General features: G+C 36.8%; 11 protein-coding genes and 1 other RNA gene. 7 read left to right on the forward strand and 5 right to left on the reverse strand.

All coding sequences use genetic code 11. The features are described from left to right. Positions 1 to 91: 91 nt before the first annotated feature. Positions 92 to 289: a hypothetical protein gene (locus ACJAT0_RS02745; RefSeq protein WP_415180408.1), complete on the forward strand. Its 198-nt coding sequence runs from the start codon at positions 92 to 94 to the stop codon at positions 287 to 289. Between the two features lie 4 nt (positions 290 to 293). Then, positions 294 to 824, forward strand: a complete 531-nt coding sequence (locus ACJAT0_RS02750; RefSeq protein ID WP_415180409.1) for a Smr/MutS family protein — start codon at positions 294 to 296, stop codon at positions 822 to 824. Here ACJAT0_RS02750 and ACJAT0_RS02755 read toward each other — a convergent pair. Beyond that, on the reverse strand, positions 793 to 1,788 hold the full coding sequence (locus tag ACJAT0_RS02755; RefSeq protein WP_415180410.1) for a hypothetical protein: 996 nt from the start codon (positions 1,786 to 1,788) through the stop codon (positions 793 to 795). The two genes, ACJAT0_RS02750 and ACJAT0_RS02755, sit on opposite strands and share 32 nt — an antisense overlap. Before the next feature lie 72 nt (positions 1,789 to 1,860). On the opposite strand from ACJAT0_RS02755, the gene ACJAT0_RS02760 reads away from it, so the two are divergent. Next, complete coding sequence (locus ACJAT0_RS02760; protein ID WP_415180411.1) at positions 1,861 to 3,018, forward strand: cysteine desulfurase family protein; 1,158 nt, start codon at positions 1,861 to 1,863, stop codon at positions 3,016 to 3,018. Positions 3,019 to 3,452: 434 nt separating this feature from the next. Here the strand turns inward: ACJAT0_RS02760 and ACJAT0_RS02765 are convergent, their stop codons facing one another. Together ACJAT0_RS02765 and ACJAT0_RS02770 are read right to left on the reverse strand one after the other, a co-directional pair. Next, complete coding sequence (locus ACJAT0_RS02765; RefSeq protein WP_415180412.1) at positions 3,453 to 5,948, reverse strand: carboxypeptidase-like regulatory domain-containing protein; 2,496 nt, start codon at positions 5,946 to 5,948, stop codon at positions 3,453 to 3,455. A 9-nt stretch (positions 5,949 to 5,957) separates the two neighbouring features. Then, positions 5,958 to 7,667, reverse strand: a complete 1,710-nt coding sequence (locus ACJAT0_RS02770) for a M23 family metallopeptidase (protein WP_415180413.1) — start codon at positions 7,665 to 7,667, stop codon at positions 5,958 to 5,960. Between the two features lie 118 nt (positions 7,668 to 7,785). On the opposite strand from ACJAT0_RS02770, the gene ACJAT0_RS02775 reads away from it, so the two are divergent. The 4 genes from ACJAT0_RS02775 to rny all read left to right on the forward strand — a co-directional run bounded on the left by ACJAT0_RS02775 (position 7,786) and on the right by rny (position 10,147). Further along, positions 7,786 to 8,073, forward strand: coding sequence for a hypothetical protein (locus ACJAT0_RS02775; RefSeq protein ID WP_374003712.1), 288 nt, complete (start codon positions 7,786 to 7,788; stop codon positions 8,071 to 8,073). Between the two features lie 2 nt (positions 8,074 to 8,075). After that, a complete protein-coding gene (locus tag ACJAT0_RS02780; RefSeq protein ID WP_415180414.1) occupies positions 8,076 to 8,366 on the forward strand; it encodes a cell division protein ZapA in 291 nt (96 codons plus the stop codon). A gap of 53 nt (positions 8,367 to 8,419) precedes the next feature. After that, positions 8,420 to 8,530, forward strand: a non-coding RNA gene (gene ssrS, locus ACJAT0_RS02785) — 6S RNA. Between the two features lie 45 nt (positions 8,531 to 8,575). Further along, on the forward strand, positions 8,576 to 10,147 hold the full coding sequence (gene rny / locus ACJAT0_RS02790) for a ribonuclease Y (RefSeq protein WP_415180415.1): 1,572 nt from the start codon (positions 8,576 to 8,578) through the stop codon (positions 10,145 to 10,147). A 382-nt stretch (positions 10,148 to 10,529) separates the two neighbouring features. On the opposite strand, the gene ACJAT0_RS02795 is transcribed toward rny, so the two are convergent. Together ACJAT0_RS02795 and ACJAT0_RS02800 are read right to left on the reverse strand one after the other, a co-directional pair. Then, positions 10,530 to 10,901 carry a hypothetical protein gene (locus tag ACJAT0_RS02795; protein WP_415180416.1) on the reverse strand — a complete coding sequence of 124 codons (372 nt, stop codon included), beginning with the start codon at positions 10,899 to 10,901 and terminating at the stop codon, positions 10,530 to 10,532. 340 nt (positions 10,902 to 11,241) lie between these two features. After that, positions 11,242 to 11,595, reverse strand: a 354-nt coding sequence (locus ACJAT0_RS02800; RefSeq protein ID WP_415180417.1) for an aldo/keto reductase, incomplete at its 5' end; no start/stop codon positions are given.

Below are 11,595 nucleotides of genomic sequence, written 5' to 3' on the forward strand. Positions count from 1 at the left end.
TGAATATATTTATAGATTTGCAGCAATAATAAAGACTAATATAATAAAAATGCCGATAAAAAACAATATTAAACAACTGATAAACGGTTTTGTGATACTATTAGGGGCTGTATTCTTACTTTATTCTGTCATTAATGAGTTCATATCTGTTTATTTTAAGGTTGTAGGACTTATATGTATAATGTTTGGTGCTTATCGAGCGAGTAATCATTGGGTGGCTCATAGGGATGATCATTTAGCCAAAGACTTAGAAGAAGAAGAAGAAGAAGAATTAGAAAAAGACGAATAAACTCATGTCTCAGTTTAAAAAAGGAACTCGTGTGCTGGTACTAGATGATGAATTTGGTGGTGTGGTAGCTTTCGCGAAAGCCGAACAAATAACTATCTTAACAGATGACGGTATAGAAATAACCTACCATCAAAAAGAGCTTATATTAGATAGGCCTTTTAAAGTATCTCATGTCGTTCGCAAAGAAGAACCGGCTCTTAAAAGATCCAAAACAAGACAAATCTCTAGAAAAAAGTCAGCTTTTATTCCTGCGGTAGAGATAGATTTGCACCTACATCAGTTGGTGAAATCAGAGCGAGGAATGGATGCTTATGACAAGCTCAATCTGCAAATAGATACTGCGCGGCATAAAATAGAATGGGCGATAGAAAACCGTGTTCCTAAGCTTGTTTTTATCCATGGCGTAGGTCAAGGGGTGCTTAAAGAAGAACTCAACTATTTATTTCGCCGCTACGATCAGATTAAATTCTATGATGCCGATTATCAAAAGTATGGAAAAGGAGCTACTGAAATATACATACTTCAGAACCTGTAACAGGTATGAAATTTGGTGTGCATTTCAATAACAACTCGCTTGTTCTATACTCGCCAAAAGGATAGGTCGTAAAAATAATTTCCTCTCTATCGTTTTGTAAACTCAAATTTGTGATGTTTATGGACAATTGATTAATTCTTTTAATGCTGTGTTCTCGATATTCCTCTATGATCGGGTTTGCTATTTCTGGGTTAGAAGAAAAAACTAAATAATTAGCAATACCGCTTGATGTATGATCATCTGTTGGATCAAGATTGCCATTTATATCTTCATTAATGGTAAGAACACCATCATCATCATCATCAGGATCTAGATAATTTAAAATATTTTCATCTTCTATGCTCCTATCCGTATTGCGACTTGCAATTGGATCAATTATGCCATTGGCATCTAGAACGACACCTTCATCAATGGTCAGAACATTATCACCATCATCATCACTATCCAAGTAATCTAGTATTCCATCTCCATCAGAGTCTTGAGTAGTCGCTATTAGATCGATAACACCGTCCACAAATATGGCACCTTCCTGCTCCGCTGGGATACCATCATGATCATCTTGACTCCGTGTTTCTGTGGTTATTGATATTTCACCAGAAAATGCCCTGTAAACCTCAGTAACTACTGGTGAACTAGGTGGTATGTTGTTGCAATAGTAATCAGATCCAACAGCGGCGTTGAACTTGCGGTATTCAAAGGAATTGGTGCCGTTAGATATAAGGTATCCATCGTACTCTCCAGCGGTAATTAAAATGGCATCACTAGTTTGAATTTGTAGAACCAAGCTTTCAAAGTTGGTGTTTTCGTTTTTATAAAAAACAAAATTATTGCTAGTTGAATTCACCGCAGTAGGATTACACGCCTCTACAGAAGCATCTTCAAAATCAAAGTCGTTAGTAATGATGTCTCCATCATCACAGCCTAGTAAAACTATAGGGAATATAAGGTAGAGTAGTTTTTTCATAATCACAAAAGTAGTCAATCATATTAAAGCGTTAAAGGGTAAATTTTATTGTAAATAATCTATTTTTGTAGTATGAGACAAGTTTATCTAGATAGCGCAGCAACCACACAAATGAGACCAGAAGTCATCACAAGAATGACTGAAGTAATGAACGAAGTACATGGGAATCCAAGTTCTACGCACAGTTACGGTCGCAGTGCAAAATCACTTATAGAAACGGCGCGCAAGAATATAGCAGCTCAACTTAAGGTCACGGCTGCCGAAATTATTTTTACCTCTGGTGGTACTGAGGCCGACAACCTTGCTATTCACAGTTGTGTGCGCGATTTAGGAGTAGAACGCATCATTACTACTTCTATAGAACATCATGCCGTAATTTATATCGTAGAGCACTGTGCAGCAAAATATGGAACCGAAGTCGTTCATGTAAAATTGAAGGAATGCGGTACACCTAACTATATAGATCTAGAACAATTGCTTTCCTCTAGTGATAAAAAAACGCTAGTTTCTTTGATGCATATCAATAATGAGATAGGGAACAAACTAGATATGGATCGAGTAGGAACTTTGTGTAAAAAATACAAAGCCTTGTTTCATAGCGATTGTGTACAGTCTATAGGACATTATGAAATGGATTTGGCCAAATTACCAGTAGATTTCACAGCGGTGTCTGCGCATAAGTTTCACGGTCCTAAGGGAGTCGGTTTTGCCTTTATAAGAAAAGGAACTGGTTTGAAACCTCTTATCCTAGGTGGTTCTCAAGAACGAGGGATCAGAGCAGGGACAGAAAGTGTACACAATATTGTAGGAATGGATCTTGCTATGCAAATGGCTTATGATACTTTAGAAGAAGATCGCGCCTTTGTGTTGGATCTTAAGAATTATTTTAAAGAGCAATTAGAAGTTCATATTCCTGGAGTAAAATTTAACGGAAATTGTAACGATCACGATAACAGTACGTACACCTTACTAAATGTGTGCTTACCATGCCCAGCAGATAAGGCTGCGATGCTATTGTTTACGATGGATTTAAAAGGAATTGCTTGTTCTAAGGGAAGCGCATGCCAGAGTGGTTCTCAAAAAGGGTCGCATGTATTAACTAACGTTCTTACCGAAGAAGACTTAAATAAGCCTAGTTTGCGTTTTAGCTTTTCTATTTACAATACAAAAGAAGAGTTAGAATATGTGGTCGGTATATTGAAAGAATATATAGAGGGTATAGCGGTATAAATCTTTAAATGCCAAAAACCCTGATTATTCATTCCCATCGGTGTTCCTTTTGAAAATGAATAGTGCCTTTATAATCAGTTATTTAGGGCTCTTTTATTAAATTTCAACTCCATTTTGTCACTCCAGAAAATTTGGCTAAAAAGGGTGTTTCAAAAGAAACAAACGTTGCCCAAATTTGTATAGAATCCAGTAGTCAAACAGCAGTTTATTTAGCACGTCACCATCTATTTGTTTGCTCTTCGGTGATCTGTTTTCCTATGAATAAAGGGAAGCTTTCTTTTGATTCAAATGAAGTTTCTCTAAAGGAATGATCTTGTAAAATTTCTTTATTGAAATGGATCTCTTGTTTTCAGCTTATTAAAAATCAGAATAATATCAGCAGAATTAAACCTTGTTTCTTTCTGTTTTCTAAATTTAGACTCAAAGACTAACAACTACAATCTAGCGATCAACCTCAAGTTAAAGACTCTCGGTGTCAATCGTACAGGAACGGCATATTGAGCACTGGTGGCAACATCTCTTACCCACAGGTTAGAAATTTGATTGTTATAATCAAAGATGTTAAAGATTTGAGCTCCTATTGAAAATTCTTCAAAGTTTTGAAGCCAGCTGCCTTCTTTTGCTTTTTTCTTATCACCTACGAGGACAAATTGAACGCCCAAATCTGCTCTGAAATAGTCTTTTAAACGGAATTTGAAGTCGTAAGGGTCTGCATAGCTAGGTGATCCACCAGGTAGTCCAGAGCTGTACACCATGTTGATGTAGGCTTTTAAATTAGGAATGTTAGGCACATAATCTTGGAATAGAAAAGCAACTTTAAGTCTTTGATCTGTTGGTCTGGCGATAAAACCGCGACCATCTAGGTTTTCTTCCGTCTTTAAGTATCCAAGGGATATCCAGCTTTCGGTTCCTTTTACAAACTCTCCCGCAAGACGCACATCTAGACCATAAGCATAAGCTGTTGCATTATTGTTTGCTCGATAACGAATTCTTACATTTTCAAGCGTGTACGTATTTACGTCAGTCAGGTTTTTGTAATAAGCTTCACTTGTTAATTTAAAAGGTCTGTTCTTACCGTCTTTTGCCATCCAGTCAAAACTCCAATCGTTACCTAGAACAAAATGAACTGATTTCTGCGCTTTTACATCAGGATTTACAACTCCTTGTTGGTTGCGTAATTCTCTATATAATGGTGGTTGATCATACCAACCTGTAGAGAACCTAAAAAGCATGTTGTTATTTTTCCAAGCGGGCTTTATAGCAACTTGACCACGAGGTGAAAAAACTGTTTGAGTTGTACTTGCAATATCTTGGCCGCTTACATTCCAGGTATGAGAACGCACACCAGCGTTCCAGTAAACTTCATGATCTCCTAGATAACCACGACTGCTGTATTGAGCAAACGCCTGCAACCTGATGACTTGTACATCATTATCGGCACTTACCGTCTCAAAAGAATCTAAAGGAGCTACATAAGAAAAATACGGCTGGTCATTTGCTGAAACGGATGTCGGTCTTATATTAAAACCAGCACTATCAATCACTGTATATTCTCTCAAACGATCTCTTATATCTTCAGAATTGAATTTCAAACCCCAATCCAGCTGATCATTTTCCTTTTTTCCTGTATCGATTTCTAGTGTTCCTTTGTGTTCTAAACTAACAATAAGTGCATCCAGGTCATTACGTCCGTGATCTAATTCACTGCCTATGCCACGAGTAAAATCTACTTCTCCGAGATCATCGCCACCTATATTTGTGTTGGGCCTTCCGATACGGTAACGACCTAAAATATCAAAATGTTCTTGCTCTTGTGTATGGTAAACGCTGGTTATAAATCGCAAGTTCAAAAGCTTGTTGACATCATAACTGGCTTTCATGGCGCCAAAATAGGTTTCATATTGATCGTTTTCTCCACCGTCATAATCTATAAGCAAAGCCTGCGCATCATTTACAGTTCCAAAATTTGTTTGTGAAGTAAGCGGTTCAAATTCGTAGCTATTGATCGCAATGTTTCCTAAGAAACTCAATTCAAATTTGGGACTTAATTGATAGGTTAGATAGGTTTGTGCATCTATAAATACCGGTCTTGTGATTGCCTCAGTCTCTCGGGAATTTACAAATAAACTGTTGTTTCTGTACCGCACTCCTAATATTCCTGTTGCTGCTTTCGCGAAAGCGGTACCTTCTACAAAAGCATTAACACCTAAAAAGCTAGCGTCTATTCCTGCTCCAAATTCAGTAGGACGGCGGTAATCAATGTCGAGAACAGAACTCAATTTATCACCATATTTAGATTGAAAACCACCAGCACTGAAGTTTACACTGCGCACTAAATCGGCATTTACAATACTCAATCCTTCTTGCTGTCCACTGCGTATCAAAAAAGGACGGTATACTTCAATCTCATTGATGTAGACCAAATTCTCGTCAAAATTACCGCCACGCACAGCATATTGTGTACTCAGCTCATTGTTAGAGGAAACTCCTGGAAGGGATTTTAATAAATTTTCTACACCAGGTTGCACTCCGGGAATAGCTCTTACTATGGTAGGATTTATATTAATAATACCAGCAAATTCTTTGGTTCGAGTGTTATTAATAAATACCTCAGTAATTTGTTCAATATTTGTTTTGAGGACAGGATTAAATTCTAGAGGAGCTTTACCATCGAGTTCTAGATCTTTTATAGTAGCAGATTTGTACGAAACCGATGTGAATACAATGGTAAGCTTTTGATTTGCAGGAACAACCAGTCTATAAAATCCAGTCTTGTCGCTTGCTGTACCTAGAGTAGTTCCCAGTACATTTATATTAACATCTGTAAGGGGTTTGTTGTTCTCGTCAAGTATAATTCCTTGAATAATAGCCTCTTGAGCATACATAAAACTGGTGGCGAGTAGCGCAATAAATAGTAAGAAATTCTTCAAATTGTCGGTTTAGCTTTTGCGATAAAATGTAGCTTCAAATGTAGTGCTATTTCCCACATTATCTGTAGCGATCACTTGGAGCTCATTTTCTGTATCAGTAACGACACCATCTGCAAAATCGTGTGTAAGTACTCCAGTTTTATAATCGTATTCCGTTAAAATGAACTTTCCGTTAACCGTTGCGCGATAAGCATCTACTCCAGTATCCTCATCGGTTAGTTTTAATTTTAAGCTTGTATTCTTGGTGATCCATTGTTTGTTTTTAAAGTTTACTGGCTTTATAGTTGGTGGTACATCATCTTTACTTATTGCATAAGTGCCTAATGTTCTTGTTGCTGCGCTAAGAATATTCCCTTTTCTTCTCGTGTTGACATGATAGACAGCTCCCCAACCGGTCACTCTTCCTATATAATACTGTTTGATATTATCGTTTTGCTTTGAACTCATGTCATAACTAATAATCATGTTTTTATGAAGTGGTACAATATCACGGTGCACTTTAAGGGTATCTGCATTTTGTGCGATATCGAGAAATTCACTTTCGTACAAAGCATGTTTGGGAATCATCAAAGAAAAAGGGCCGTTTTTTTGATGATAGGTAAGGTTATGATTTATAAAAGTGAGCTTTTCATCATTAGGAAATGGAATAGAATCTGGAGCAGGATCATTTTTAATATTCATATTAATCTCCACCTGATTTTTTTTAAAATCCTCAATTTTTATGCTATAGGAATGAGTGGTGTTTTTGTCATACAATTGCAGCACTCCTTTATTGATGTTGTCTTGATACATGCTCAATGGACTCCCATTTGGTATATATAATCTAGAGATGCGACTTTTGGTATTTTTAAAATGTTCGTAATCGATCATTTGATTGATGTGTCGGGACTCATTAAAAGCATACCGATCAAAGGTTATTTCAAAATTTTTACTGCCATTGAAAAAAGTTTCGATGTGGAAAGCTCCGTTTTGATTATTAGCGCCATTTTGTCGATCGCTCGTATTGACACCTATGCCTATTTCTCCATAAGCACGGAATGCCTCAACTTTAAATTTACCATCTTTAAGTGGAATCAGTCTTAAAAGTTTTGCTTTATTTTTTCCGTTTACGGTAGAGGTTTCGTTTAAAGGATAGGCTTTAATTTGTTTCACCAGCGGCCTTTTGGTATCTGGAATTTCTATTCCCATTATTAATGGATTAATAGGTCTTGCAGCACTATCTCTAATTTCAAAATGCAGGTGTGGCCCACCGCTACCGCCAGAATTACCGCTGTAAGCAACTACCTCACTTTGATCCACTCTCAACTCTAAATCAGTAGGGAATAATTGAATGGTGTACGCTTCATTCTCGTATTGTTTTTTCTTAAGATATTTTTCTATACGTGGTGAGAACTTTTCAAGATGTGCATATACACTGGTGTAACCGTTAGGATGCGTTATGTACAAAGCCTTTCCATAACCATAACGCTCAATTTTAATACGGCTTACGTAGCCAGACGCTGTGGCATAAACTTTTGCACCTGTGCGCTGATTTGTTTTGATATCCAGACCGCTATGAAAATGGTTGGATCTTAGTTCGCCAAAAGTGCCACTCAATCTCAGATTTATATCCAGCGGATTTGCAAAATAATTTTGAGGAAGATTACTGATCGTTTGGCTTTCGCCCAAGCGAGACATCAATAAAAATACTGCCAGAAAAAAAAAGAAGTGTCTTATCATAACCTAAATATATAAGGAGTTATCTGTTATAACAAAGCTTTTCAAACTTTGTTCCATAAATAGTTGATTTATCTAAATGGAATCTTAAATTTGTATCTACAGCATTTAATTTGTCAGTATGCCTACATTATCTTTTCAGATTTCTGAAATAGAATTAAAGATCAAGTCTTTACTATCTGAAAACTCTAGATTAAAGGCGCAAAGGGGTGATAAAGAGGAACGCATTGTTGAACTTGAGAAAGAAAATAATGCCCTTATTACAGCGTTTAAAGAAAGTGAAGATAGAAATGTGGCGCTTAAAACTGCAAATGCAATGCTGGGTAGTGACGATTACAAAACAAAAACTAAGCTCAAAATAAGTGCATTGATCAGAGAGATCGATCAGTGTATTGCTCAATTGACATAATAGTGGCAGATAAACTTAAAATAAAAATTTCAGTAGCTGATAGGGTTTATCCACTAACCATAGATCCTTCTCGTGAAGAAGGTTTGCGTAAAGCAGCAAAAAGTATAGAAGTCATGATGAAGCAACTGGAACAAAGCTATGCGGTGAGAGATAAACAAGATCTCCTTGCTATGTGCGCGTTACAGTTTGCTGCAAAAGCGGAGCAAATTACCATAGATGATAGTGCCGATGTGGAACAGGCCAAAGAACAGTTGAATGTTCTTAACCTGTTGCTCGACAAGCAACTATCATAGTCGTTCTTTAAACATAACAGTTACTACCTGCACTTGTTAATATTTTTTGGTGAACTCAACACGTATTTCTTTAAAAAAGGTGAGTCGTGATTGTAAAAGCAAGCCGGACCTATGAGCCGGATCCTTGATCAGTCAGTTAACCTTATACTTAATTTAAGGAGTTCATTCAAAACCCAAACTTGTGCAGGTTTTTTTATATCCAAAATCCAATGACAGAAATAATTATATACGCCATCGTGGCGCTGATACTAGGCTTATTAATAGGCTTCTTTATAGCAAAATCAATAGTTGAAAAAGGCAAGGCATCGAGTCTCGTCGCGTCAGCTATAAAGAATGCTGAGTCCCTGCTCAAAGAAGCAGAAGCAAAAGGAGAGAAAATCTCTAGTGAAAAACTCTTTAGAGGTAAAGAGAAATTTATGGAATTAAAATCTAGGCATGAAAAAGAAATTATGTCTAGGGAGCAGAAAATGAAAGATGCAGAGAAACGCACTAAGGATAAAGAGTCCACTGTCTCTAATGAATTAGCCAAAGGAAAAAAATTAAGCCAGTCGCTGGAAAGCAAGCTTAAAGATGTAGAAGGTAAGCGAGAGTCCGTCTATAAACGCATGGAAGAAGTAGATAGGTTGCATGAATCACAAATCAAACAGCTAGAAGTAATAAGCGGTATGTCTGGTGAAGATGCCAAAAAGCAACTCGTGGAGTCTTTAAAAGATAAAGCAAAGACAGAAGCGATGGGAATCATACAGACTACCATTGAGGAAGCAAAACTTACCGCTACTCAAGAGGCTAGGAAAGTTATCATCAATACCATTCAGCGCATAGGTACAGAAGAAGCGGTAGAAAACTGTGTATCTGTTTTTAACCTAGAGAGTGACGATGTTAAAGGACGTATTATAGGTCGTGAAGGGCGCAACATACGTGCGATTGAAGCAGCAACTGGTGTAGAAATTATAGTAGATGACACTCCAGATGCGATTATATTATCTTGTTTTGATTCTATACGTAGAGAAGTAGCCCGTTTATCACTGCATAAATTAGTTACCGATGGACGTATCCACCCAGCGCGTATTGAAGAAGTAGTTGAGAAAACTAGAAAGCAAATTGATCAAGAAATTGCTGAGGTAGGAAAACGCACGGTAATCGATCTTGGAATTCATGGATTGCATCCAGAATTGATCAAAATGGTAGGGCGTATGAAATACCGCTCTTCTTATGGACAGAATTTATTACAACACAGTAGAGAAGTAGCAAAACTTTGTGGAACTATGGCTGCAGAGTTAGGTCTTAATGCAAAACTTGCTAAACGAGCGGGTCTTCTTCACGATATTGGAAAAGTGCCTGAAACAGAAGATGAAACTCCTCACGCAATATTAGGTATGAAACTGGCTGAAAAGCATGGTGAAAAGCCAGAAGTTTGTAACGCAATAGGAGCGCACCACGATGAGATTGAGATGACCTCTTTACTTTCTCCTATAGTTCAAGTATGTGACGCGATAAGCGGTGCTCGTCCAGGAGCAAGAAGACAAGTGTTGGATTCTTATATCCAGAGATTAAAAGATTTAGAAGAAATTGCCTTTGGATTTAAAGGTGTAGAAAAAGCGTATGCGATTCAAGCTGGAAGGGAATTAAGAGTAATGGTAGAGAGCGAAAACATCAATGATGATCGTGCGGCACAACTATCTTTTGAAATCTCACAAAAGATCCAAACGGATATGACCTATCCAGGACAGGTGAAAGTAACCGTGATAAGAGAGACCAGAGCTGTCAATATCGCCAAGTAAGAATTAAGACTATATAAATAAACTCCTGATTTCGATAAGTTGAAATCGGGAGTTTTGTTTTCTAGTAGGACCTTTTTAATCACGAATATTTTATAAATGAGGAACCCATACATCTGATTCAACTAAATTGATTTTGGGATATCTTAAATTAGTACAGTGCCTACTGCATACTACCTATTACTTATTAATTTACTAAATATCCAGTAAAGTTATTTTGGTTTGGTTCAGCATCAGAATAATAGTTCAGTCTCGCGTTTCCTATATAATTAAACAAATAGTGATAAGAAAATTCTTGGTTATGAATATTTCTGTTATTTACTATTTATTCAACCGTATTGTTTTTAGATAAGTAAGTTGGACCTATATAAGGCAGGTAAGTATCTCAGCTTATCATAAAACCTTTAAATGGATTTTTTTCATCATCATAAGGATAGGTGTAACTCGATGAAGCAAAATTACGCTCCGATCTACTAACGTTTTCAAAATGGGCATCATCATAATAGCTGGTGTCTGAAAAGCTAACTTCCGTACCTCTTTGTTGAGAATTAAAATACAACTCTTTCAACGTTCCATTAGGATAATAACGAACATAACGTTCCTCTAATCTATAATCACTAGCCATAAGAACGCTTATCAATAAGTTGTTCTCGCTATACGTATAAGTATATTTCTTAAATACTTCAAATTCATTACAAATATGTTCCTTTTTGATATTACAGAATCGTCTGTTGTGAGTCATTATAGTAACACTCATAAATATTCTTCTTATAAAACTGATAATGTGGCAAGAAAAAGCCATTTTATGAACGTTATCTGTATTTAGAACATACTCAAATTCACCGTCTTTCCGTCGGTCCAGAAGCAGTCTGACTAAGGACAGACCTCATATTTTTATTTAATGTTTCATGGAATAATTCGTTGAGAATTATATGAGGTTCTTCTAATTCAAAACCCGGCGCTGCACGACTTAATAGATTGTGTGCAAGTATTTCCTCATTTTAATTTACATCATCATTAGTGCCACTTAAAATAGAATCAATAGAAGTCTTTATAAAAATTTACAGAAAAGTAGCTTTTCATAGATTTTAAATTACCTACTCATCATAAATAGAAGCATATCCTTTTTCTGGAACTTCAAAAAACTTTCCAGTGACATAACGATAATGCTGGTTCATAGCCGCTAGGTTTTTGAGATCTTCTTTGTCAAAATGTATGGAGTCTGATGCTAGGTTTTCTTTGATACGACCTTCATTCGTAGATTTAGGAATAACGGCTGTGCCACGGTTGACACTCCAATGGATCAATACTTGTCCGGGGCTGGCATGGTGTTTTGTAGCAATAGTTGTTATAGTATCATTTTGCAGCATGTTCGGCTCATTATCTTGCTTCATACCTTCACTACGGTCGCCACTTCCCAAAGGGGAATAAGCCGTTAAGTGAATTCCTTT

Source organism: Nonlabens sp. (genome assembly GCF_047636915.1).
Lineage (GTDB): Bacteria > Bacteroidota > Bacteroidia > Flavobacteriales > Flavobacteriaceae > Nonlabens.

Coding starts and splice junctions, on each gene's coding strand:
- ACJAT0_RS02760 (WP_415180411.1), top strand. CDS start 1,861: ATGAGACAAGTTTATCTAGATAGCGCAGCAACCACACAAATGAGACCA.
- ACJAT0_RS02795 (WP_415180416.1), bottom strand. CDS start 10,901: ATGAGTGTTACTATAATGACTCACAACAGACGATTCTGTAATATCAAA.
- ACJAT0_RS02775 (WP_374003712.1), top strand. CDS start 7,786: ATGCCTACATTATCTTTTCAGATTTCTGAAATAGAATTAAAGATCAAG.
- rny (WP_415180415.1), top strand. CDS start 8,576: ATGACAGAAATAATTATATACGCCATCGTGGCGCTGATACTAGGCTTA.
- ACJAT0_RS02755 (WP_415180410.1), bottom strand. CDS start 1,788: ATGAAAAAACTACTCTACCTTATATTCCCTATAGTTTTACTAGGCTGT.
- ACJAT0_RS02750 (WP_415180409.1), top strand. CDS start 294: ATGTCTCAGTTTAAAAAAGGAACTCGTGTGCTGGTACTAGATGATGAA.
- ACJAT0_RS02770 (WP_415180413.1), bottom strand. CDS start 7,667: ATGATAAGACACTTCTTTTTTTTTCTGGCAGTATTTTTATTGATGTCT.